This is a genomic window from Dankookia rubra (assembly GCF_004355005.1).
Lineage (GTDB): Bacteria > Pseudomonadota > Alphaproteobacteria > Acetobacterales > Acetobacteraceae > Paracraurococcus > Paracraurococcus ruber_A.
In genome coordinates this window covers 125,751-149,211 of the sequence record NZ_SMSJ01000004.1, presented here as the reverse complement: position 1 = coordinate 149,211, position 23,461 = coordinate 125,751, and the positions used below count along the sequence as shown (strand labels likewise).

20 protein-coding genes are annotated in these 23,461 nt (G+C 71.2%); 13 read left to right on the top strand and 7 right to left on the bottom strand.

Annotated features, from left to right (window positions below; genetic code table 11):
• Positions 1-12 precede the first annotated feature (12 nt).
• The 7 genes from E2C06_RS05160 (at position 13) to E2C06_RS05130 (ending at position 7,628) form a co-directional block, all read left to right on the top strand.
• Positions 13-1,701: an NAD(P)H-dependent oxidoreductase subunit E gene (locus E2C06_RS05160; protein ID WP_133287510.1), complete on the top strand. Its 1,689-nt coding sequence runs from the start codon at positions 13-15 to the stop codon at positions 1,699-1,701.
• Positions 1,698-4,442 carry a formate dehydrogenase subunit alpha gene (gene fdhF, locus E2C06_RS05155; protein ID WP_133287509.1) on the top strand — a complete coding sequence of 915 codons (2,745 nt, stop codon included), beginning with the start codon at positions 1,698-1,700 and terminating at the stop codon, positions 4,440-4,442. The genes E2C06_RS05160 and fdhF overlap by 4 nt, the downstream gene beginning before the upstream one ends.
• Before the next feature lie 74 nt (positions 4,443-4,516).
• Entirely contained in the window at positions 4,517-4,594 is a 78-nt protein-coding gene (pqqA, locus tag E2C06_RS40725; RefSeq protein ID WP_133287642.1) for a pyrroloquinoline quinone precursor peptide PqqA, read from the top strand.
• Positions 4,595-4,646: 52 nt separating this feature from the next.
• Positions 4,647-5,582, top strand: a complete 936-nt coding sequence (locus E2C06_RS05145) for a quinoprotein relay system zinc metallohydrolase 2 (RefSeq protein WP_241671127.1) — start codon at positions 4,647-4,649, stop codon at positions 5,580-5,582.
• 5 nt (positions 5,583-5,587) lie between these two features.
• Complete coding sequence (locus tag E2C06_RS05140; protein WP_165982227.1) at positions 5,588-6,400, top strand: quinoprotein dehydrogenase-associated SoxYZ-like carrier; 813 nt, start codon at positions 5,588-5,590, stop codon at positions 6,398-6,400.
• A gap of 135 nt (positions 6,401-6,535) precedes the next feature.
• Entirely contained in the window at positions 6,536-6,739 is a 204-nt protein-coding gene (locus E2C06_RS05135; RefSeq protein ID WP_133287506.1) for a hypothetical protein, read from the top strand.
• A gap of 43 nt (positions 6,740-6,782) precedes the next feature.
• Positions 6,783-7,628: a sterol desaturase family protein gene (locus E2C06_RS05130; RefSeq protein WP_133287505.1), complete on the top strand. Its 846-nt coding sequence runs from the start codon at positions 6,783-6,785 to the stop codon at positions 7,626-7,628.
• On the opposite strand, the gene E2C06_RS05125 is transcribed toward E2C06_RS05130, so the two are convergent.
• From E2C06_RS05125 to E2C06_RS05115, 3 genes are all read right to left on the bottom strand, one after another.
• Positions 7,573-7,785 carry a hypothetical protein gene (locus E2C06_RS05125; protein WP_133287504.1) on the bottom strand — a complete coding sequence of 71 codons (213 nt, stop codon included), beginning with the start codon at positions 7,783-7,785 and terminating at the stop codon, positions 7,573-7,575. The two genes, E2C06_RS05130 and E2C06_RS05125, sit on opposite strands and share 56 nt — an antisense overlap.
• A gap of 140 nt (positions 7,786-7,925) precedes the next feature.
• On the bottom strand, positions 7,926-8,600 hold the full coding sequence (locus E2C06_RS05120; RefSeq protein WP_133287503.1) for a class I SAM-dependent methyltransferase: 675 nt from the start codon (positions 8,598-8,600) through the stop codon (positions 7,926-7,928).
• A 4-nt stretch (positions 8,601-8,604) separates the two neighbouring features.
• Positions 8,605-10,353: an AMP-dependent synthetase/ligase gene (locus tag E2C06_RS05115; RefSeq protein ID WP_133287502.1), complete on the bottom strand. Its 1,749-nt coding sequence runs from the start codon at positions 10,351-10,353 to the stop codon at positions 8,605-8,607.
• Between the two features lie 88 nt (positions 10,354-10,441).
• Between E2C06_RS05115 and E2C06_RS05110 the strand changes: the two genes are divergently transcribed.
• Positions 10,442-12,340, top strand: a complete 1,899-nt coding sequence (locus tag E2C06_RS05110; protein WP_133287501.1) for a M3 family oligoendopeptidase — start codon at positions 10,442-10,444, stop codon at positions 12,338-12,340.
• Complete coding sequence (locus E2C06_RS05105; RefSeq protein WP_133287500.1) at positions 12,337-13,698, top strand: ABC1 kinase family protein; 1,362 nt, start codon at positions 12,337-12,339, stop codon at positions 13,696-13,698. Before E2C06_RS05110 ends, E2C06_RS05105 begins: the two co-directional genes overlap by 4 nt.
• 111 nt (positions 13,699-13,809) lie before the next feature.
• On the opposite strand, the gene E2C06_RS05100 is transcribed toward E2C06_RS05105, so the two are convergent.
• Positions 13,810-15,129 carry an MFS transporter gene (locus E2C06_RS05100; RefSeq protein ID WP_133287499.1) on the bottom strand — a complete coding sequence of 440 codons (1,320 nt, stop codon included), beginning with the start codon at positions 15,127-15,129 and terminating at the stop codon, positions 13,810-13,812.
• Between the two features lie 236 nt (positions 15,130-15,365).
• On the opposite strand from E2C06_RS05100, the gene E2C06_RS05095 reads away from it, so the two are divergent.
• From E2C06_RS05095 to E2C06_RS05085, 3 genes are all read left to right on the top strand, one after another.
• Positions 15,366-16,523, top strand: a complete 1,158-nt coding sequence (locus tag E2C06_RS05095) for a Re/Si-specific NAD(P)(+) transhydrogenase subunit alpha (protein ID WP_133287498.1) — start codon at positions 15,366-15,368, stop codon at positions 16,521-16,523.
• 87 nt (positions 16,524-16,610) lie between these two features.
• Complete coding sequence (locus tag E2C06_RS05090; RefSeq protein WP_133287497.1) at positions 16,611-17,024, top strand: NAD(P) transhydrogenase subunit alpha; 414 nt, start codon at positions 16,611-16,613, stop codon at positions 17,022-17,024.
• 4 nt (positions 17,025-17,028) lie between these two features.
• Positions 17,029-18,432, top strand: a complete 1,404-nt coding sequence (locus tag E2C06_RS05085) for an NAD(P)(+) transhydrogenase (Re/Si-specific) subunit beta (RefSeq protein WP_133287496.1) — start codon at positions 17,029-17,031, stop codon at positions 18,430-18,432.
• A 62-nt stretch (positions 18,433-18,494) separates the two neighbouring features.
• On the opposite strand, the gene E2C06_RS05080 is transcribed toward E2C06_RS05085, so the two are convergent.
• Both E2C06_RS05080 and E2C06_RS05075 read right to left on the bottom strand, forming a co-directional pair.
• The gene (locus tag E2C06_RS05080) at positions 18,495-19,178 is read right to left on the bottom strand and encodes an isochorismatase family protein (protein WP_193560420.1); all 684 of its coding nucleotides are present in this window, start codon (positions 19,176-19,178) and stop codon (positions 18,495-18,497) included.
• Between the two features lie 51 nt (positions 19,179-19,229).
• Complete coding sequence (locus E2C06_RS05075; protein WP_165982226.1) at positions 19,230-19,895, bottom strand: gamma-glutamylcyclotransferase; 666 nt, start codon at positions 19,893-19,895, stop codon at positions 19,230-19,232.
• A 99-nt stretch (positions 19,896-19,994) separates the two neighbouring features.
• Between E2C06_RS05075 and mgtA the strand changes: the two genes are divergently transcribed.
• Positions 19,995-22,508 (top strand): magnesium-translocating P-type ATPase, encoded by a 2,514-nt coding sequence (mgtA, locus tag E2C06_RS05070; RefSeq protein WP_133287493.1) that lies wholly within the window; start codon positions 19,995-19,997, stop codon positions 22,506-22,508.
• Positions 22,509-22,629: 121 nt separating this feature from the next.
• Here the strand turns inward: mgtA and E2C06_RS05065 are convergent, their stop codons facing one another.
• The gene (locus E2C06_RS05065; protein ID WP_133287492.1) at positions 22,630-23,406 is read right to left on the bottom strand and encodes an SDR family NAD(P)-dependent oxidoreductase; all 777 of its coding nucleotides are present in this window, start codon (positions 23,404-23,406) and stop codon (positions 22,630-22,632) included.
• Positions 23,407-23,461 lie beyond the last annotated feature (55 nt).

Genomic DNA, 23,461 nt, shown 5'->3' with positions numbered 1-23,461 from the left:
GGAAAGGCCGGAATGGCTGATGGGGATGCCGCGGCAACGCGGCAGGGACGTCGTGGGCCGAGGACCGGCCCGCGCGGCCGGGTCGCCGGGGATGCGGCGCGCGCGGCGGTGCTGGCGGCGATCGGCGCGCTGCCGCTGCGGCGCGACCTGCTGATCGAGCATCTGCACGCCTTGCAGGACCGGCATGGCTGCCTGCGCACCGGGCACCTCGTCGCCCTGGCCGACCTGCTGCGGCTGGCACCGGTTGAGGTCTTCGAGGTCGCCAGTTTCTACCACCATTTCGAGGTGCTGGAGGATGCGGCCCCGGCGCCGCCGCCGCTGACGATCCGCATCTGCGAAAGCCTACCCTGCGCCATGGCCGGCGCACACCGCCTGCTGGATGCGCTGCGTGCCGCGCCGCCCGGCGGTGCCCGCGTGGTCGCCGCGCCCTGCATGGGAGCCTGCCATCGCGCGCCCGCCGCGGCGCTGGGGCATGAACTGGTGGAGCATGCGACGCCGGCGCGCCTGGCGGCCGCGGTGCGCGACGGGCCGCCGGTGCTGCCGATGCCGCCGGGGCTGGCGGCCTACCGGGCGCGTGGCGGCTATGCCGCGCTGCGCCTGGCGCAGCAGCACGGCCCAGCGGGACATGGGCAGATGCTGGCGACCCTTGAGGCAGCGGCGCTGCGGGGCCTCGGCGGGGCCGGCTTCCCCGCCGCGCGCAAGTGGCGGCTGGTCATGTCGCAGCCGGGGCCGCGGCATCTGGTGGTGAATGCGGACGAAGGCGAGCCCGGCACCTTCAAGGACCGCTACTGCCTGGAGACCGAGCCGCACCGCGTGCTGGAAGGCATGCTGATCGCCGCCGAGGCGATCGGCGCCGCGGCCTGCTGGATCTACCTGCGCGACGAATACCCGCATCTGCGCCGCATGCTGGGAGCCGAGATCGCGGCATTGGCCGAGGCCGGGCTGGCGCGCATGCCGATCCATCTCCGCCGCGGCGCCGGCGCCTACATTTGCGGGGAGGAGACGGCGCTGCTGGAGAGCCTCGAAGGCCGCCGCGGATATCCGCGCCACAAGCCGCCCTTCCCGGGCGAGCATGGACTGTTCGGCCGCCCAACCCTGATCCACAACGTCGAGACACTCTGGCTGTTGCCGGAGTTGCTGGCGCACCGGGAGGCCGCGGCGCGGCATGCCGCCATGGGAAGGCGCGGGCGGCAGGGTCTGCGCTTCTTCAGCGTCTCCGGCCGGGTGCGGAACCCGGGCGAGAAGCTGGCGCCGGCGGGCGTCACCGCGCGCGAGTTGGTCGAGGAATTCGCCGGCGGCATGCTGGCCGGCCATCGCTTCGTCGCCTACCTGCCGGGCGGCGCCTCGGGCGGGATACTGCCCGAACGCCTGGCCGACCTGCCGCTCGATTTCGGCACGCTCGATGCACAGGGCTGCTTCATCGGCTCGGGCGCGGTGGTGGTCCTGTCGGACCAGGACGACCTGGCCGGGGCGGCGCGCAACCTGGTGCGCTTCTTCCGTGAGGAAAGCTGCGGCCAGTGCACGCCCTGCCGCGTCGGCACGGCGAAGGCGGCGGCGCTGCTCGAGGCGCCGCGCTGGGACCGCGCGCTGCTCGAGGAACTCGCCGTTGCGATGGCCGACGGTTCAATCTGCGGCCTCGGCCAGGCGGCGATGAACCCGGTGCGCACGCTGCTGCGTCACATGCCGGAGGCGGTCGCATGATCCGCTTCACCCTGGACGGGCGGGAGGTCGCGGCCGCGCCGGGCGAAAGCCTCTGGGAGGTCGCCACGCGCGAGGGCACGGAGATCCCGCATCTCTGCCACCGCCCGCGGCCCGGCTACCGGCCGGACGGCAATTGCCGCGCCTGCCTGGTGGAGATCGAGGGCGAGCGGGTGCTCGCGGCATCCTGCATCCGCCAGCCGCGGGAGGGCATGGCGGTGCGCACCGCGACCGAGCGCGCCGAGCGCGCGCGGCGGATGGTCTTCGAACTGCTGCTGGCCGACCAGCCGGGCGCGGCCGGGCGCGACGCGTCTGCCGGCTTCGGACAGTGGACACAGCGGCTCGGGCTCAGCGGCTCGCGCTTCGCGCCCGAACCGCATGCACCTGCGCCAGACATGTCCCACCCCGCGATGGCGGTGCAACTCGACGCCTGCATCCAGTGCGGCCTCTGCGAACGGGCCTGCCGCGAGGTGCAGCATAACGACGTCATCGGCCTGGCGCGGCGGGGTATGGAGGTGGCGGTCAGCTTCGACTTGCTCGACCCGATGGGCGCGTCCTCCTGCGTCGCCTGCGGCGAATGCGTGCAGGCCTGCCCGACCGGGGCGCTGCTGCCGAAATCGGTGCTGGACGGGGCAGGGCATCGCGCGGCGGCACCCGCCACGGAGATCGCCAGCGTCTGTCCCTATTGCGGCGTCGGCTGCCAGGTCGGCTTCCGCGTGCGCGACGGCGCGATCGAGGAGGTGGTCGGGCGCGACGGACCGTCCAACCAGGGGCGGCTCTGCGTCAAGGGCCGCTTTGGCTTCGACTACCTGGCGCATCCGGACCGCCTGACGCGGCCGCTGGTCCGCATCTCGCCGAAGGATCCGGCGGATTGCCTCGATCCTCGCCTCGCACGCACGAAATTCCGCGAGGCTGATTGGGAGGAGGCGCTGGCGCTGGCGGCCGGCGGCCTCGCCCGCATCCGCGACCGGAGCGGGCCGAACGCTCTGGCCGGCTTCGGCTCGGCCAAGGGCTCGAACGAGGAGGCCTACCTGTTCCAGAAGCTGGTCCGCACCGGCTTCGGCACCAACAACATCGACCACTGCACCCGGCTCTGCCACGCCGCCTCGGTCGCCGCGCTGCTGGAAGGCATCGGCTCCGGCGCCGTCACCGCACCTTTCATGGCGGCGGCGGAGGCGGAGGTGATCGTCGTCATCGGCGCCCGGCCGACCGAGAACCATCCGGTCGCCGCCACCTTCCTGAAGGAGGCGGCGGCGCGCGGCGCAGCGCTCGTCACACTCGACCCGCGCGGCAGCGCGCTCGACCGCCACGCGCAGGAGGTGGTGCGCTTCGCCCCCGGCCGCGACGTGCCGATGCTCAACGCCATGCTCCATACGGTGATCGAGGAAGGCCTCTACGACCGGCAATACGTCGCGGCGCATACCGAGGATTTCGCGGCGCTGCGCGAGCATGTCGCGGCGCTGACGCCGGAGGCCATGGCGCCGCTCTGCGGCGTGCCGGCGGAGCAGCTCCGCCGGGTCGCCCGGCTGTTCGCCCGGGCGCGAACGGCGATGATCCTCTGGGGCATGGGCATCAGCCAGTCGACGCATGGCACCGACAATACCCGCTGCCTGATCGCGCTCGCCCTGCTCTGCGGCCAGGTTGGCCGGCCGGGCACCGGGCTGCACCCGCTGCGCGGCCAGAACAACGTCCAGGGCGCCTCGGACGCCGGGCTGATCCCGATGATGTTCCCCGACTACCGCCATACCGATGACGACGCTGCGCGGGCGCATCTTGAAGACCTCTGGGGCGCCAGGCTCGACCCAACCCCGGGCCTGACAGTGGTCGAGATCATGCAGGCGATGGAGCGTGGCGAGATCGCCGGCATGTACATCATGGGCGAGAACCCGGCGATGTCGGATCCGGACGTCGCGCATGCCCGGGCGGCGCTGACGAAGCTCGAGCACCTGGTGGTGCAGGATCTGTTCCTGACCGAGACGGCGGCGCTGGCCGATGTGGTGCTGCCGGCTTCCGCCTGGCCGGAGAAGGACGGGACCGTCACCAATACCAACCGCCAGGTGCAGATGGGCCGCGCCGCGCTGCCGCTGCCGGAGGGCGTGCGGCAGGATCTCGATATCATCGTCGAGATGGCGAACCGCCTCGGCTTGCCCTGGGACTATGCCCATCCGCGCGAGGTCTTCCCGGAGATGGCGGCGGCGACGCCCTCGTTGGCCAACATCACCTGGGACCGGCTGGAGCGGGAGGGCAGCGTCACCTATCCCTGCCACAGCCCGGACCGGCCCGGCGAGGCGATCGTCTTCGGCGACCGTTTCCCGACCGCCAGCGGCCGCGCCCGCTTCGTCACCGCCGGGCTGCGCGACCCGGACGAGATGCCGGACGAGCGCTACCCGCTGGTGCTGACCACCGGCCGGCAGCTGGAACACTGGCACACCGGCAGCATGACCCGCCGCGCCGGCATGCTGGACGCGCTGGAGCCGGAGCCGACCGCCTCCCTCGCGCCGGCCGAACTGGCGCGGCGCGGCCTCGCTCCCGGCCAGCGGCTGCGGCTGGAGACCCGGCGCGGCGCGATCGAGTTGGCCGCGCGCGCCGACCCTGCCCTGCCGGAGGGGCTGGTCTTCGTTCCCTTTGCCTATCGCGAGGCGGCGGCTAACCTGCTGACCAACCCGCAGCTCGACCCCTTCGGCAAGATCCCCGAATTCAAGTACTGCGCCGTGCGGGTAGAGGCGGTGCCCACGCGGACGTGAGGCTGCCAGGCTTGATCGATGCGCGCCCGCGCCGCCAGTCTCGCGTTCCCGTCACGTCCAGAAGGAGAAGCGAGATGGCCTGGAAGACCCCCCGCATCACCGAGATCTGCCTTGGACTCGAGATCAACGCCTACGCCAGCGCGACGGTCTGAGGCGGTCCGGTGACCGGCATGCCCGATGGCATGGCGGTCTGAACCGGACCGGTTGACGCCTGCAAGGCCCGCCGCGACGTCCCGCCGCGGCGTGCTGCTGGGATTGGGCGCGGTCCTGCTGGCCGCTGCCGCCCCGGCGACGCGACCGATCGAGGTAGCCCCCGGCCTCTTCGTCCTTCCCGGCCTCGATGAGGATGCCTCGGCGGCGAACCTCGACGCCCTGGCCAATACCGGCTTCGTCATTGGCCGCGACGCGGTCGCGGTGATCGACCCTGGCGGCAGCCTGGCGCATGGCCGACTGCTGCGGCAGGCGATCGAAGCGGTCACGCCCTTGCCGATCCGCCATCTTGTCCTCACCCATGTCCATCCGGACCACGCCATGGGCGCCGCGGCCTTCGCCGATTGCGGCGCGGAGGTTGTTACCCATTCCAGGCTGCCGGCGGCCCTGGCGCAGCGTGGCGAATTCTATCGGCGCATGCTGGAGCGCGAGATGGGCGAGGCGGCCGCCGGCAGCGCCGTGCTGGCGCCGACCCGGCTGGTGCAGGACCGGCTGGACCTCGATCTCGGCGGCCGGGTGCTGGCGCTGCAGGCGCACCCGCCGGCCCATACCGACCACGACCTCAGCCTGCTGGACGGCACAACGGGCACGCTCTGGACGGGCGACCTGCTCTTCGTCCGCCGCATCCCGTCGCTCGACGGCAGCCTGTCCGGCTGGATGCTCGAGCTCGAGGCATTGCGCGCGAAAGAGGCCCTGCGCGCCGTGCCGGGCCATGGCCCGCCTGCCGTCCCCTGGCCGGCCGGCGCGGCCGACCTCACCCGCTACCTTTTGGCATTGCGCGACGGCACCCGCGCCGCCATCGCCGCCGGCATCGGCATCGCCGAGGCGCCCGCCCGCGTCGCGCCGGAGGAAGCCGCCCGCTGGCGCCTGGGCGAGGCCTATCACGGCCGTAACGTCACCGCCGCCTACCGCGAACTGGAATGGGAGTAGCCGCCATGCGTCGTCGCCCCCTGCTGCTCGCCGCCCTGGCCGCCCCGGCCATCGCCCGCGCCCAGGGCATCGAGCCGGCGGATACCCCACGCCGGGCGGAGCGCTGGCGCGACCTGAAGCAGGCGATCTTCGGCGACCGCCCGGTCGAGCCCGCCGGCGCGGCGCTCGACCTCAGCGTCCCGCCGCGGGCGCTGGATGCGGCGCTGGTGCCGGTCGGCCTCGCCCTCTCGGCGGACCTGGCACCGCGCGTCACCGCCATCCACCTGGTGATCGACGAGAACCCGTTGCCGCTGGCGGCCACCGTCCGCGCCGGCCAGCCGGGCGCGCTGCGGGCGCTGACCACGCGGGTGCGGGTAGACGCCTATACCAACCTGCATGTGGTGGCGGAGACCGATGACGCCCGGCTGCTGGAGGCCGCCCGCTTCGTCAAGGCGGCTGGCGGCTGTTCCGCCCCCATGGGTGGCGACCTGGAGGCGGCGCGGCAACGGATGGGGCGCATGCGCCTGACCTTGCCGGAGGGGTCGCCCGGCCCGGATCGCGCCGTGCCGGTGCAGGTGGCGATCAGCCATCCCAATACCTCCGGCCTGCAGATGGACCAGCTGACGCGCCTGTCGATCCCGGCCGAGTTCATCCGCAGCCTGCGGGTGACCTATGCCGGCGCGCCGGTGCTGGAGGTCGCCTCCGACATCTCCATCGCCGAGAATCCGACCTTCGGCTTCACCCTGGCCGGGCGACCGGGCGGTGAGTTGCGCGTTCTGGCGATCGACAACCGCGACCGCCGCTTCGAAGGCCATTGGACCCTGAATGGGGCCGGTTGACGCTCCGCTGCTGTCATCTCTTTTGCGTGAATTCTCCGTTGTGCTACGCAGCATCGAACGGCGCGCGAAGCCATGCCTCCTGACGGGGGAGATGCGTGTGATCCGCCTGTCGCCCCCTGGATGGAACCCCCACCCTTGATCGAACTCGTCATGCTGGTCTGCCTCGCCGCTTCCCCGACCGAGTGCCGGGAGGAGCGTCCGCTCACCGAGATCCATTCCGTCATGGCCTGCGCCGCCCAGGGCCAAATGGTCGCGGCGCAATGGCTCTCGCAGCACCCGGCCTTCACCCTCAGCCGCTGGCGCTGCGAGGTGAATGTCCCGCGCCAGGCGAAGATCTGACCTAGGGCTGGCGCCGTCGCCGGGGCGGCTCCATCCTGCCGTCATGCTGGAGCAAGCGCCTGCCATCCGCCTCGGCGTATTCCTCGGCGTCCTGCTGACACTGCTGGCGCTGGAGTGGCTGCTGCCCTGGGGCCGCCCGAGGCCGCTCGGCCCACGGCGCTGGCCGGGTAATATCGGCCTTGCCTTTGCCGGGACGCTGCTGGTGCGGGCGGTGGCGCCGGCCGCGGCGGTCGGCGCGGCGGCCTGGGCCGAAGCGCGCGGGTTCGGCCTCGTTCCCGCGGTCGGCATCCCGGCCTGGCTTGCGGTCCCGCTGGCCATCCTGCTGCTCGACCTGCTGATCTACTGGCAGCACCGAGTGACCCATGCGGTGCCGCTGCTCTGGCGGTTGCACCGGGTGCATCATGCCGACCCGGAACTCGACGCGACCAGCGCGCTGCGCTTCCACCCGGTCGAGATCCTGGTCTCGATGGGGGTGAAGATGGCGGCCGTGGCCGCGCTGGGCGCCCCGCCGCTGGCGGTGCTGGGCTTCGAGGTCCTGTTGAACGCGACGGCCATGTTCAACCATGCCGCCATCGCCCTGTCGCCGCGCATGGAGGCCGCGCTGCGCCTGGTGCTGGTGACGCCCGACATGCACCGGACCCACCATTCCGAGGTGAGGGCGGAGACCGATAGCTGCTACGGCTTCTGCCTGCCCTGGTGGGACCGTCTGTTCGGCAGCTACCGCGCCGCGCCGGCGGCCGGGGAGGCGGTGGTGATCGGCGTCGAAGGTTGGCGCACCCCGGCGGAACAGCGGTTCGGCCGGCTGCTGCTGCAGCCGCTGAGCCAGGCCCCGGTCAGTTCCGTCCCCACCATCGCTTCGGCAGCGGTTCCGCGGCGTAGCGAAGCCTGAAGTTCCGCAGCGCCTCCTGGTGCCGGGCCATGTCGACCGGCCGGCGCGGGCCGCGGTTGCGGGTCGACCAGTAGATCAGCACGATCAGCAAGGCGAGGCTGCCGAGCGCCACGGCGATGCCGGATAGTATGCCGCCGCGGAGCAGCGTGCCGTCCATGCTTTGGCCCTCCCCTTGGTGCCGGCGACGGCCATGCGGCCCGCCGGATCGTTCCAGTCGCTGCTCGGGCCCGGATGATCGCCCGGCGCGTCGAAAGTACCTTGGATGCGCGCGCGGCGTCCCGCCAAGGGGATCGCAGATCACATTGCGAAGGGCAATCCGGCCGGCTCAGGCGCGCGCGGCACGAGGGCAATGTCGGTGAAGCCGGCGCCGTCCAGGATTGCTCGCACATGAGCCTCCCGCGCCCAGCCGAACTGGCCGGGGGCGTCGGGCCGGGCGGGCGGCGGCAGCGGCACGAGGTGGCTGATCGCCCCGGCCGGCGCGGTGGTCCAGGGATTCTCGGCGGCGGCGCGGAAGGCGGCGGCGCATAACCGCCCGCCCGGCCGCAGCGCGGCGCGGAGATTGCGGAAGGCGGCGGCCGGCGGGTCGAAGAACATCACCCCGAAGCGGGAGAAGAGCAGGTCGAAGCCGCCGGGCGGGAAGGGGTGGGACCCGGCATCGCCCAGCAAGATGGCGGCCTGGGCCAGCCCTGCCTCGGCGACCCGCCGCCGCGCCACCGCGACCGATTCCGCGGCGATGTCGGCGCCCAGCACCTGGCCACCCGGTCCCACCGCCTCGGCCAGCGCCAGCACCGAGGTACCGCTGCCACAGCCGATGTTGAGCACCCTTTCCCCGGGCCGCGGCGCCGCCGCCTCCAGCGCCGCCGCCAGGACCGGAGCGAAGATGGCATCGATGCGCGCATGGCCGGTGGCCCAAACCCGCGTCGCCGGGCTGTTCCAGTAGGCGGCATCGGCGGTGTTGGCGGTGGTTGACATGGGCTCAACGGTAAAGCCCGGCGATCTCCCCGTCGAAGCGTTCCAGCACCGCCCGCCGCTTCACTTTCATGGTGGGCGTCAGCATGCCGTTCTCCACCGAGAAGGCGGCTGGCAGCGGGACCCAGCGGCGGATGCGCTCAATGGTCGAGAGCCGGGCATTGACCCGCGCGACCGCCTTGCCGAGGGCTTCGGCGCAGCCATCCGCCGGAACCAGCAGGGCGACGATGCCGGGCTGGCCTTCCCCGGCCACCACCGCCTGGGCGATCTCCGGTTCGGCCATCAGCAGGCCTTCCAGCTTGGCCGGGCTGACCATGTCGCCGCCAAGGGTCTTTATGAAGTCCCGCTTGCGGTCGGTGACGGTGATGCGGCCCTGCTCCAGCCGCGCCACGTCGCCGGTATGCAGCCAGGTGGCGCCGTCGGGGCCGGGGCGGAGGGCCTGGTCGGTTGCCTCCGGGTTGTTCCAGTAGCCGTCCATGACTAGGTCGCCGCGGATCAGCAGCTCGCCATCCGCGGCGATCCGCGCCTCGACCCCCTTCAGCGGCGGGCCGACGGTGTGGCGGTGGTTGTCCCAGGGCAGGTTGACGCTGATCACCGGCCCGGCCTCGGACTGGCCGTAGCCCTGGATCAGCGGCAGGCCGAGGGCGATGAAGAAGCCGGAGAGGTCGGGATCCAGCCGCGCCCCGCCGGAGACCAGCGCCTTCAGCCGCCCGCCGAAGCGCGCCCGCACCTTGTCCCGCACCAGCCGGTCAAGGATCGGGTCGAGCAGCCGCTCCCCCAGCCCGAGCCTCGGCCCGTCCATCCGTCGCAACCCCTGGGACAGCGCCCGCTCGAAGAGCCGGCGCTTGAGGCCGTCCTCCTTCTCGACCTGCGCCAGCATGCGCGCCCGAAGCACCTCGAACAGCCGGGGCACGGCGGTGACGATGGCCGGCCGGATCTCCTGGAACTCCGCCGCGAGGCGCTCGGCGCCGCGCGAATAGACCACCTCCATCCCCATTGAGGGCAGCAGGAAGCAGCCGACCGTATGCTCGTAGCTGTGCGAGAGCGGCAGGAAGGAGAGGTAGGGCTCGCCCTCCACGCCGAGCCGTTCGATCAGCCCGCGCACGCCCTCCCGGTTCGCCAGCATGGCGCGGTGCGGCAGCATGACGCCGCGCGGGGTACCCCCGGTGCCGGAGGTGTAGATCAGGCAGGCGAGACGCCCGGCCGGGATCTCCTCCACCTCTGCCATCAGCATCGGCAGGTCGCCGGGCCCGGCCATCACCTCGGCCCAGTGCCGCGTCTGCGTGCCGTCCGCGCCGTCGAGGCAGACCAGCAGGTCGAGCCCGCCGGCGCCGGCCGCCGCTTCCGCGACCCGGGCAGCGAGCGCGGCGGAGGAAACGATAGCTGCCCGCGCCCCGGAATCCCGCAGGATGTGCGTGTGGTCGGCGACGGTATTGGTGGTGTAGGTCGGCACCGTCACGGCGCCGATCGCCATGACGGCGGCATCCGCCACGTTCCATTCCGGCCGGCTTTCGGACACCAGCATCACCCGGTCGCCCGGCACGATCCCCTTCGCCCGCAGCCAGGCGGCGGCGCGGGCCACCTGGAGGGCGAAGTCGCCCCAGGCCAAGCGCTGCCAGCCGCCGTCTCGCCAGTAGCGCAACATCGGCCTTTCGGGGTGCTTCCGCGCCAGGGCGAACAGCATGCCCGGCAGGCTGGTCCAGCCGCCGGCCGCGGGTTCCCACAGCCGCGTGGTCTTGCGTGCCGCGCCTGACATGGCGAGCGTCTCCGTCCCCGACATTCTCCCCCCTCGCATGCCCGTTCCCGGTGCCGTGGCGGCTTGGCCACGCCACCCGGGACCTTATATGGAGGACGTGACCTCATCCGCCCCCATTCCGACCCCGACCCGTGCCGCGGCCGATGCTGCCGCGGTCGCGGGACCCCGCCCGGTCTCCCAGACCGCCTTCTCGCCCCTCGATGCCGGGGAGGCCGCCGGCGGCGCGAAGCTGCCGGTATGGGACCTTTCCGACCTTTATGCCTCGCCGGAGGATCCCCGGCTCGCCGTCGATCTCGACCAGGCGGAGGCGGATGGCAAGGCCTTCTCCGCCCGCTTCGCCGGCCGGCTGGCCGGGCTGGGCGGCGACGGGCTGGCGGAGGCGATCGCCGGCTACGAGCGGATCGAGGAGGTATTGGGCCGGGCGATGAGCTACGGCCAACTGGTCTTCGCCGGCGATGCCCAAGATCCCGCGAACGGCCGCTTCTACCAGACCTTGCAGGAGCGGGTGACGGTCATCTCCTCCCACCTGCTGTTCTTCACGCTGGAGCTGAACCGGCTGGAGGATGCGGAGCTGGACCGCAAGCTGGCCGGCAGTGCGGCGCTGCGCCGCTGGGGCCCCTGGCTGCGCGACCTTCGGGTTTTCCGGCCGCACCAGCTCTCGGACGAGCTCGAGAAGCTGCTGCACGAGAAGGAAGTCACCGGCCGCTCCGCCTGGAACCGTCTGTTCGACGAGACCATCGCCGGCATGACGGTGACCGTGTCCGGGGAGGAGGTGACCGTCTCGGCGGCGCTGAACCGCCTGTCGGACGGCGACCGCGCGGTGCGGGCGGCGGCGGCCAAGGGGGTGTCGGAGGCCTTCGGCAGCCGCATCCGGCTGTTCTCGCTGATCACCAATACCTTGGCCAAGGACAAGGAGATCCTCGACAACTGGCGCAGCTACCCGCGCCCCGGCTCTTCGCGCAATCGCGCCAACATGGTCGAGGACGAGGTGGTGGATGCGCTGGTGACCGCGGTTCGCACCAGCTTCCCGCGCCTGTCGCACCGCTACTACGCCATGAAGGCGAAGTGGCTGGGCCTCGAGAAGCTGCAGCACTGGGACCGGAACGCGCCGCTGCCGGGTGAGGTGGACCGCAGCATCGCCTGGCCGGAGGCGGTGAAGACGGTGCTCGACAGCTATGCCGCCTTCAGCCCGGAGCTGGCCTCGATCGGCGGCCGCTTCTTCGAGAAGCCTTGGATCGACGCGGCGCTGCGGCCGGGGAAGGCCAGCGGCGCCTTCGCCCACCCGACGGTTCCCTCGGCGCACCCCTATCTTCTGCTGAACTATCACGGCAAGACGCGCGACGTGATGACGCTGGCGCATGAGCTGGGCCACGGTGTGCACCAGGTGCTGGCGGGCCGGCAGGGATATCTGCTGTCCGGGACGCCGCTCACGCTCGCCGAGACTGCCAGCGTTTTCGGCGAGATGCTGACCTTTCGCGGCCTGCTGGATGCCGAGCGCGACCCGCAGCGGCGCCGGCTGATGCTGGCCGGCAAGGTCGAGGACATGCTGAACACGGTGGTGCGGCAGATCGCCTTCTACCGCTTCGAGACGCTGCTGCACGAGGAGCGCCGGAAGGGCGAGCTCTCCGCCGAGCAGATCGCCGGGCTCTGGATGCAGGTGCAGCGGGAGAGCCTGGGTCCAGCCTTCGACTTCACGGAGGACTACGGCGTCTACTGGGCCTACATCCCGCACTTCGTGCACAGCCCCTTCTATGTCTATGCCTATGCCTTCGGCGACTGCCTGGTGAACGCCCTTTACGGCGTGTACCGCGACAAGGCGGTGCCGGGCTTCGAGGAGAAATACCTCGACCTGCTGAAAGCCGGCGGCACGCTGCGGCACAAGGAGTTGCTGGCGCCCTTCGGGCTCGATGCCTCCGACCCGCAGTTCTGGCAGCGCGGGCTCGACGTGATCGCCGGCTTCATCGACGAACTGGAAACCGCGGCATGAGCGGCCGTAACCCCGACAGCACCATCTTCGGCGAGGTCCGCCGGATGGTGCAGACCTCCGGCGCCGTGGGCGGCATCGCCGCGCGCGTCGCCGGGCAGCGCTTCCTCGGCCTCAAGACCGACAAGGGGGCGCATGCCGAGGACCTGAAGCAGATCCTCGGCGGGCTGAAGGGCCCGCTGATGAAGGTGGCGCAGTTCCTCTCGACGGTGCCGGACGCCCTGCCGGAGGAATATGCCGAGCAGCTGGAGACGCTGCAGGCCAATGCGCCGCCGATGGGCTGGCCCTTCGTCCGCCGCCGCATGGCCGGCGAGCTGGGCCCGGGCTGGGAGAGCAAGTTCTCCGAGTTCGGCCGTGAGGCCGCAGCCGCCGCCTCGCTCGGCCAGGTGCACAAGGCCCGGCTGCCGGACGGCATGCTGGTCGCCTGCAAGCTGCAATACCCTGACATGCCGAGCGTGGTGGAGGCCGACCTCCGCCAACTCAAGCTGGCGATGAACCTCTACCAGCGGATGGACAGCGCGCTCGACAACGGCGAGGTTTACCAGGAGCTGCGCGACCGGCTGCGCGAGGAGCTGGACTACCTCCGCGAAGCCGCGCACCAGCGGCTCTATGCCTTGATGCTGGCCGACCAGCCGCATGTCGCGGTGCCGACCCCGATCGAGGGCTATTGCACCACCCGCCTGCTGACCATGACCTGGCTGGAAGGCCGTCCGCTGGTGAAGCGCCTGGCGGAGGACCCGCCGGTCGAGGAACGGCAGGCCTATGCCGAGGGGCTGTTCCGGGCGTGGTACCGGCCCTTCTACCGCTACGGCGTCATCCATGGCGACCCGCACCTCGGCAACTACCAGGTGCGGCCGGACCAGCAGGGCATCAACCTGTTCGACTTCGGCACCATCCGGGTCTTCCCACCCAGCTTCGTCGGCGGCGTCATCATGCTGTACGAGGCGGTGCGCGACCACGACGACGAGAAGGCGGCCGAGGCCTACCGCATCTGGGGCTTCCGCAACCTGTCGAAGGACACGATGGAGGTCCTGAACCTCTGGGCCGCCTTCCTTTATGAGCCGCTGGTGCAGGACAAGGTCCGGCCGATCCAGTTCTCCGACGACATGTCCTATGGGCGGAAGATCGCCCAGAAGGTGCATGAGGGCCTGAAGCGGACCGGCGGGGTGAAGATCCCCCGCGAATTCCCGCTGATGGACCGTGCGGCGGTCGGCCTCGGCAGCGTCTTCCTGCGGCTGCGCTGCGAGATGAACTGGCACCGGCTGTTCATGGAGATGATCGGCGACCTGACCGAGCAGGGCGTCGCCGAGCGCCAGGCGGCGGCGCTGGCGGAAGCGAAGGTGCCGGCGCCGATGGCGTGAGCCTCGGCCTACGACGGTTCTGGGTGGCAGCACCCGGGACGTGAAGCGCCGGCGCGACGCAAGCTGGCCGGAAGGCGCCCTGACCCGGTCGGGACGCCTTCGGTGGCGGTTTCAGTTTTCCAGCACCCGGTCGCGGCTCTCGGGCAGGGTCCACATGGCGATGGCCGTGACCAGGCTGGTTAGCGCCACGTGCCAGGCGGGGGAGGTCGGATTGCCCGTCGCCTCGATCAGCCAGGTGATGACGAACTGGGTCGTCCCGCCGAAGAGCGAGACGCCGACCGCATAGGCCACCGCCAGCCCGGTCGCGCGGATCGCCCGCGGCAGCAGTTCCGGGATCACTGCGAGCGCCGCGCTGCTGCTGGTCGCGGTCAGCGCGGTGATGGTGCCGGTGGCGAGGAACAGCGTCGCGGCGCTGGGATAGGCGGTCAGCAGCAGGAAGAGCGGCCAGGCGAGGACCGCCAGCAGGATGCGCGGCACCAGCATGACCGGCCGCCGGCCGACCCGGTCGCTCAGCCACCCCCCGAACAGCGAGAAGACCAGCGTGCCGAGCCCGCCCACCACCGTCGCGGCGAGCGCGATCGTGGAGGGGAAGTGCAGCGTGGCGATGGCATAGGTCGTCATGTAGTTGCCGACATAGGTCGCCACCGTCCCGCCCAGGATCAGCAGCACGCCGAGCCCGATCAGCTTCGCATGGTCCCGCAGCCGCCGCGCGGGCGCCGCGGCGGGCCCGTGCTCCAGCGTCTCCGGCATGGTCCGCCGCAGGACGACCGCGACCGGAATCAGCGCCAGGCAGAGCAGGAAGGGCACCCGCCAGCCCCAGGCGACCAAGTCGTCATGCGACAGGACCAACGAGAGACCGGTGCCGATCATCCCCGCCATCAGCGCGGCGATGCCCTGGCTGGCGAGTTGCCAGCTAGAATAGAGGCCGCGCTTTCCGGGCGGGGCGATCTCGATCAGGAAGGCGCTGGCCGGCCCGACCTCCCCGCCGAGCGCCAGCCCCTGGACCAGCCTGCAGAAAACCACGATCAGCGGCGCGGCGATGCCGATGCTGGCATAGGAGGGCGTCAGGGCGAGCCCGATGGTGCCGACGGTGATCATCAGGATGGTCAGCAGCATCGCCGGCTTACGCCCGGCCCGGTCGGCATAGGCGCCGATCAGCACGCCACCGAGCGGGCGGAAGACGAAGCCGACGCCGAAGACCCCGACCGAGAGCAGCAGGCTCATGAAGGGGGTGGAGGCCGGGAAGAAGGCCTGGCCGATATAGACGGCGAAGAAGGCGTAGGTCACGAAGTCGTAGAACTCCAGCGCATTGCCGGCGACGGTCGCCGCCACGACCCGCTTCGGAATCGGCGGCCGCGCCGGGCCTTCAGTCGCCTCCCTGGCCACGGCGGCGATGCCGGGTGCGGCCATCCCTGCTGCAACTGATGCCATCCTGCCTTCCCCTCCGGCCCGGCTCGGGCCCTGCGGGAAGAACACGGGGGCGCGCCGGGCGATCACCCGGGCCAGCGAAACAAGCCGCCGCCGGGCGCGACCGGGGCGGATTGCCCGACCCCCATGGTCAAGCTTTCGCGCGCATTGTATCAGGCGACAACACAGCGGCAGCCCGTGCGGGCTTGCCCGCTTTCATGCATCGCCGCATCTATCAGGCTGAAGAGGGGGGACCCCGTATGCGTCTGGCTGTCCTGAAGGAGCGCCGGCCCGCCGAGACTCGCGTCGCGGCCACGCCGGAAACGGTCAAGAAGTTCATCGCCCTCGGCTGCACCGTGGCGATCGAGGCCGGTGCCGGCCTGCCCTCCGGCATCCCGGATGCCGAATATGCCGCCGCCGGGGCGGAGGTCGCTCCGGACGCCGCCGCCACGCTGAACGGCGCCAACATCGTGCTGAAGATCCGCGCCCCGCTCGGCACCGGGGAGGGGCCGGTGGACGAGTTGTCGTTGATCCCGCGCGGCGCGCTGATGCTCGGCCAGCTGCAAGCCTCGCCGGAGATGGCGCAGACCTATGCCCAGCTCGGCATCGAGGCCGGGGCGATGGAGCTGCTGCCGCGCATCACCCGGGCGCAGAGCATGGACATCCTCTCCTCCCAGGCGAACCTCACGGGCTACCGTGCCGTGATCGAAGCGGCGGCGGCCTTCGACCGCGGCTTCCCCATGCTGATGACCGCGGCCGGCACGATCTCGGCCGCCAATGTCTTCGTCATGGGCGCCGGCGTCGCCGGGCTGCAGGCCATCGCCACGGCGCGGCGGCTCGGTGGCCGGGTCTCCGCCACCGATGTGCGGCCGGCGGCGAAGGAGGAGATCAAGTCGCTCGGCGCCGCCTATGTCGGCTACGAGTCCGAGGAGAGCAAGCAGGCGCAGACCGCCGGCGGCTACGCGAAGCAGCTCTCGGCCGAGTTCTATGCCGAGCAGGCCAAGGTCGTCGCCGCGCACATCGCCAAGCAGGACATCGTCATCACCACCGCGCTGGTGCAGGGCCGCAAGGCGCCGACCCTGGTGACGGCCGAGATGGTCGCCTCGATGAAGCCGGGCTCGGTGATCGTCGACATCGCGTCGGATGCCGGCGGCAACGTGGCGCTGACCCAGCCGGGCCAGTTCATCACCACCGACAACGGGGTGAAGATCATCGGCTTCAACAACTGGCCGGGCCGCATCGCCGGCGCCTCGTCGGCGCTCTTCGCGCGCAACCTGCTGACCTTCCTGACCACCTTCTGGGACAAGGAGGCCAAGGCGCCGAAGCTGCCGCCTGAGGACGAGATTGTGAAGGGCGTCCTGCTGACCCACAACGGCACCGTCGTGCACCCGAGCCTCGCACCCGCCAAAGCCGCCTGACGTGTTCAACCCGATGCCGCTTGATGGCTGGAGGGCCGGCAGGCCCGGAAGCCTGAACCGGCCGGCATCGCCGAAGGAGACGAGACCATGAACCCGACCGACCTGGCCAACCAGGCCCAGGCGCTGGCCGACCGTGCCGGCGCGCTCGCCGCACAGGCGCGGCTGATGGCGGAGACGCAGATCGTGCCCGCCGTGCAGCACGGGGCCGCCGCGGCCGATCCTTTCCTGTTCCTGCTGACGATCTTCCTGCTGGCCTGCTTCGTCGGCTACTACGTGGTCTGGAACGTCACGCCGGCGCTGCACAGCCCGCTGATGGGCGTGACCAACGCCATCTCCTCGGTCATCGTGGTCGGCGCCATCCTGGCCGCCGGCACGGCAGACAACTGGGGTGCGCGGATCTTCGGCTTCCTCGCCGTGACCTTCGCCTCGGTCAACATCTTCGGCGGCTTTCTGGTGACGCGCCGGATGCTGGCGATGTTCCAGACCAAGAAGAAGGCCTGACGCCATGGCGACGATCTCGACGCTCGCCTACCTGGTCGCGGCGGTCCTCTTCATCCTCGCGCTGCGCGGGCTGTCCCACCCGACCACCTCGCGGCAGGGCAACCAGTTCGGCATGATCGGCATGGCGATCGCCATCGTGGCGACGCTGTTCCGCCCGGGCATGGCGCCCGGCGGCATCATCCTGATCCTGGCCGGCATCGCGATCGGCGGCAGCATCGGCGCGGTGGTGGCCAAGCGGATCCAGATGACCTCGCTGCCGCAGTTGGTCGCCGCCTTCCACTCGCTGGTCGGCATGGCCGCGGTCTTCGTCGCCGCGGCCGCCTTCTACAGCCCGGAAAGCTTCGGCATCGGCACGCATGGCCATATCCACGGCGCCTCGCTGGTCGAGATGTCGCTCGGCCTCGCCATCGGTGCCATCACCTTCTCCGGCTCGGTCATCGCCTTTGCCAAGCTCGATGGCCGAATGTCCGGCGCGCCCATCATCTTCCCGCAGCAGCACAAGCTGAACGCGGCGCTCGGCGTGCTGCTGCTGGTGCTCATCATCGCCTTCGTCATGAACGGCAACCCGGTGCTGTTCTGGCTGATCGCGCTGCTCTCCTTTGCGCTCGGCTTCCTGCTGATCATCCCGATCGGCGGCGCCGACATGCCGGTCGTTGTCTCGATGCTGAACAGCTATTCCGGCTGGGCGGCGGCGGGCATCGGCTTCACCATCGGCAACCTGCTGCTGATCGTCACCGGCGCGCTGGTTGGCGCGTCCGGCGCCATCCTGTCCTACATCATGTGCAAGGGCATGAACCGCAGCATCATCAACGTGCTGCTGGGCGGCTTCGGGACGGATACCAGCGCCGCGGGCGCCGGCGGCGCCACCGCGGACCATGGCCCGGTCAAGGCCGGCAGCCCGGAGGACGCGGCCTTCATCATGAAGAACGCCGCCAAGATCATCATCGTGCCGGGCTACGGCATGGCGGTGGCGCAGGCGCAGCAGGTGCTGCGGGAGATGGGCGACCTGCTGAAGAAGGAGGGCGCCACCGTGGAATACGCCATCCACCCCGTCGCCGGCCGCATGCCCGGGCACATGAACGTGCTGCTGGCCGAGGCGAACGTCCCCTACGAGGACGTCAAGGAGCTCGAGGAGATAAACCCCGAGTTCGCCGAGGCCGACGTCGCCTTCGTCATCGGCGCCAACGACGTGACCAATCCGGCGGCCAAGACCGACAAGTCCAGCGCCATCTACGGCATGCCGATCCTCGACGTGGAGAAGGCCAAGACGGTCTTCTTCATCAAGCGCGGCATGGCCAGCGGCTATGCCGGCGTAGACAACGAGCTGTTCTTCCGCCCCAACACCATGATGCTGTTCGGCGACGCGAAGAAGGTCACGCAGGAGGTCGTCCAGGCTCTGCAGAAGTAGCCTGCGAACCCACGCAAGTAGATGAGGGGGCCGGGGAGAATACCTTCTCCCCGGCCTTTCTTTCATGCATTGCCGCCCAGTGCCGCCCGCAGCTCGGCCCCCGAGGTCACCCAGCCGAAGAATGCCCGCACGTTGAACTCGGTTGCCGCCTGGCTGCCGGGCCCCGCTCCCAGCGTCGCGTCGGATACCATCACCGGGAAGAACTCCCGGTGATAGGCATCGCGGATCGTGCTCTCGACGCAGACATTGGTGGCGACGCCGATGACCAGCACGGTGCGGACGCGGCGCGCGCGCAGGATCTGCTCCAGCGCCGTGCCGGCGAAGCCGCTGTAGCGCGACTTTCCCACCACCACCTCACCCGGCCGCGGCGCCACCTCCGGCACGATCTCGTGGTCCCAGGTGCCGTGGGTGATCAGCTTGCCGGCATAGGCATCGTTCGCCCGCATGAACTTAAGCGCGTTCGACTTGTGCCAGACCGGCGCCGCCGGCCCGGGCGCCTCCCGCAGGTCGGGGGAGAAGCCGTTCTGCAGGTAGATGACGGGTATGGCGGCATCGCGGCAGGCGGCGATGACCCGGGCGCATTCCTCGATCACCGGGGGTGAGCCGCTTACGTCGAAGCCGCAGAGGTCGAGATAGCCGCCGTTCGAGAGGTAGGCGTGCTGCATGTCCACGACGATCAGCGCGGTTTCTTCCGGCACCACGGCGATGGGCTCGGGGCGGGCGGCGACCTGGACAGTGCGGGGCATTGACGGCTTCCTCGGCGGCATGGGCCGAGTGCCAAGCAGAGCGCGTGCCAGTCAGCCGACCGCCAGCAGCCGCCCGACCATGCCGGCGAGACGGTCGACCTGCCGGTCCTCCAGCCCGGCCTGGCGCAAGGTCTCCTGCGTCGAGAGCAGGTATTCGGCATCCGGTCCCTGCGGCCCGACCGCCGTGGCCAGCACGCGGGCCTGGGCCGGCTCCGGCAAGGGGCCGGCATGGAGCGGGTGGGCGGCATCGGCGATGAAGGTCAGCGCCCGTACCGGCCTGCCTTGCGGCAGCGGCACCACTGTGACCCATTCGGTGCGGTAGAAGCCCGGCAGCATTTCATGCCGCCAGACCGGCCAGAGCAGCGCATCATCCGGCAGGGTGAAGAGCAGCCCGTCGCAGCATTCGCCAGGCTCCGGCTCGAGCCCGAGGGTTAGCCCCGGCGCCTCCGGCACGCCGCGATTGTGGATGTCGCGCAGGTGCCAACGGCGGGCGAAGCCGCCGAGACGAGCCGGCTCCGGCAAGGCGCCGGGCAGCACCTGTCTTTCCCACATCAGCGACCCGAAGGCGAAGATGCGTGGCAGGTCGCCGGCGCGGCGGCTGCACAGGGCGCCCGCCAGACTGGCGCGCAACAGGTTCTCGGGGACGGTCTGGGGCGGTCGGGCGGGGACCCGGCTTTCCGGCAGGCGTTGCGCGATCAGCGCGCGAGTCAGGGTCATGCCGGCCCAACGGTGGGTGACCGGCAGCGTTCCTGGCTGATTCGTTGCGCCCTGTGCTGGATCAAGGCGCCTTAAACCCTGGCGTTCCATCCTGTGCCCATGCTGCACTCTTCCGCCGTGCCCGTGCATGACCATCGCGCGACCGCGACCTTCTGGACCGAAGCGCCCGAGGCACTGCTTGCGCGCCTCGGCAGCGGGCCGTGGGGCCTCGCCGCTGCCGATGCGGAGCGCCGTCGCGCCGTGGATGGCCCGAACGCCGTTGTCGATCACGCCCCGGCGGCGATCGGCCGCAAGATCCTTCGCCGCATGGCGGAACCGCTGATCGCCATCCTGATCGTCGCCGGGCTTGTGTCCGGCCTGACCGGCGATTGGCCCGGCTTCGGCATCATCCTCAGCATCGTCGCCGTCTCGGTCGCCATGGACGTGGCGCAGGAGCACCGGGCGGAACAGGCTGCGGGGGCGCTGCGCGACAGCGTCGCGGTCCGCGCCATCGCGAGGCGGGACGGCCGCCCCCAGGGGGTGCCGGTCGAAGCGCTGGTCGCCGGTGACGTGGTGGAACTGGCCGCCGGCGCGCTGGTCCCGGCCGATGGCGTCCTCCTCGACGGCCAGGGCCTGCAGGTGAACGAGGCGCTGCTGACCGGCGAGCCCTATCCGGTCGCCAAGCGTCCGGGCGCCGGCGCCGGCGCAACGCTCGCCGAGGCGACGAATGCCGTCTTTTCCGGCACCGCGGTGGTCACGGGTGCGGCGACCATGCTGGTGGTGGCGACCGGGTCGGCGACCCGGCTCGGCGGCGTCGCCGCGGCGCTGGCGGCGCGACGGCCGGCGACGGCCTTTGAGCGCGGGTTGCGCGGGCTCGGCCTGTTGATCTTGCGGCTGACGGTCTTCCTGGTGCTTTTCGTGTTGCTGGCGCACCTGGCCTTCCACCGCCCGCCGCTGGAGAGCTTCCTGTTCGCCGTCGCACTCGCGGTCGGGCTGACGCCGGAGCTGCTGCCGATGGTGACCACCGTCACGCTGTCGCGCGGCGCAATGCGGATGGCGGCGAAGCAGGTGGTGGTGAAGCGGCTGGCGGCGATCCACGACCTCGGCGCGATGGACGTGCTCTGCACCGACAAGACCGGCACGCTGACCGAGGCGCGGATCGCGCTCGCCGATGCGACCTCGCCCGAGGTGCTGCGGATGGCGGCGCTGAATGCAGGGCTGGCGAGCGGCCAGCCGACCACGCTGGATGCGGCGATCCTGGCGGCGCAGCCGCTGCCTGCCGGCTGGCGGCTGCTGGCCGAGCTGCCCTTCGGCTTCGAGCGCCGACGATCCTCCGTTCTGGCCGAGGGCGAAGGCCAGCGCTTGCTGGTGGTGAAGGGCGCGCCGGAAGCCGTGCTGGCCGCCTGTACCGGCGCCGAGGGCAACGCCTTCGACCGTGCCGCGCTGCTGGCAGCGGCCGAGGCGCGCGGGGCGGAAGGGCTGCGGCTGCTCGGCGTGGCCACCCGCGCCGTTCCGGAAGGCGAGGTGGTGGACGGGCCGGAGGCGGAGCGGGACCTCACCTTCCTCGGCTTCTGCGCCTTCCTCGACCCGCCGAAGCGATCCGCCGCCGCGGCGGTGGCGCGGCTGGCCGAGCTCGGCATCCGCACCAAGATCGTCTCGGGCGATGCGGCGCCGGTGGTGCGGCATCTGGTGCAGGCGCTCGGCCTGCCCGCGCAGGGCCTGCTGACCGGAGAGGAAATTGCCGGGATGGACGACCATGCGCTGGCGGCGCGGGTCGGGCAGGTCGATCTCTACGCCCGCGTCTCGCCCGACCAGAAGCGCCGCATCCTGCTGGCGCTGAAGGCGCGTGGCCACACGGTCGGCTTCATCGGCGACGGCATCAACGACGCGCCGGCGATTCACACCGCCGATGCCGGGATCTCGGTGCAGGAGGCGACCGAGGTGGCGCGTGCCGCGGCGGACCTGATCCTGCTCGCGCCCGATCTCGGCGTGCTGGCGGAGGGTGTGGAGGAGGGGCGGCGGACCTATGCCAACGTGATGAAATACGTACGGATGGGCACCTCCTCCAATTTCGGCAACATGCTTTCGATGGCGGTCGCTTCCCTCGTCATTCCCTTCCTGCCGCTGCTGCCGGCGCAGATTCTGCTGAACAACCTGCTCTACGACGTCTCCGAGCTCGGCATTCCCTTTGACGCGGTGGACCGGGCCGATCTGGCAGCGCCGCATGCCTGGGACATGCGGCAGGTGCTGCGCTTCACCATGGTGATGGGGCCGCTGTCTTCGGTCTTCGACCTGGCGACCTTCGGCATCCTGCTCTGGGGCTATGGTGCGACGCCGGAGGAATTCCGCACCGCCTGGTTCGTCGAAAGCATGGTGACGCAGATCCTGGTGATCTTCCTGATCCGCACCGCGGGCCCGGCCTGGCGCGCCACCCGGCCGCATCCGGTGCTGGCGGCGACCTCGCTCGGGGCGCTCGCCGCGGCGCTGGCCCTGGCGCTCGGTCCCTTCGCCGCGGTGCTGGGCTTCGCGCCGCTGCCGGGTGCGCTGCTGGGGGTGATCATGGCATTGGTGGTGGCGTACCTGGCGGTGGCGGAGGCGCTGAAGCGCGTGGCGGTGCCGCGCGCGGCGAGGTAGCCGGGCAAGGTCCGGGAAAAAGGCATTTCGCCTCGACCTGCCTTTTTCTGCGCGGTGGCCCTCGGCTGAGGGAAATAGATAATGGGTCCGGGGAGAATTCCCTTACCCCGGCCTGTCTTACTTACAGGTGCTTGCCGCCATCGACCAGGATGGCGACGCCGGTGGTCAGCCGTAGATGCGTCACCACCGACATCACCGCCAGCGCCACGTCGTCGGCTTCCGTCAGGGTTCGCAGCGGCGAGGCGAGCGCCGCCTTCTCCACCGTCTCGCGGCTGCGGCCCGGGACGAAGTCGGTCAGCACCGCGGAAGGCGAGATCGAGACCACGCGGATCCCGGACGACCCCAGCACCCGCGCCAGCGACAGGCCGATCGTGTCGATCGCCGCCTTCGACGCGCCGTAGATGATGCTGCTGCCGGTGCCGGTGACCGCGGCCAAGGATGAGATGTTGACGATGACCGCGTCGCCGCTGGCCTTCAGCAGCGGCAGGAAGGCGCGGATGGTGGCGATCGGGCCGCGCACGTTGATCGTCAGCACCCGGTCGATGAGGTCGTCGTCCAGCGCGTCGAGGTCGGCATGCGGCACGGCGCGCGTGGTGCCGGCCGAGTTCACCAGCACGTCGCAGCGACCGAGCTTCGCGGTGACCTCGGCCGCGGCAGCCTGCAACGCGGCGCTGTCGGCCATCGGCAAGCGCAGTGCCAGATGGCCGCTTCCGGGCAGGTCCGCCGTGAGCGCCGCGGCCCGCCCGGCGCCTTCGTTGTAGCCGACCACCACCGTGGCGCCAGCATCGGCCAGGCGGCGCGCGGTCGCGGCGCCGATGCCGTTGCTGCCGCCGGTGACGACCGCGACGCGGCCCTTCAGCTCATAGGGGCCGAGATTGCCCCCGCGCAGTTCGGCCATGGCTGTGCCTCCTCCCGTTCCGGTCACCGAGTATCGGCGATGGACGGGAAGACGG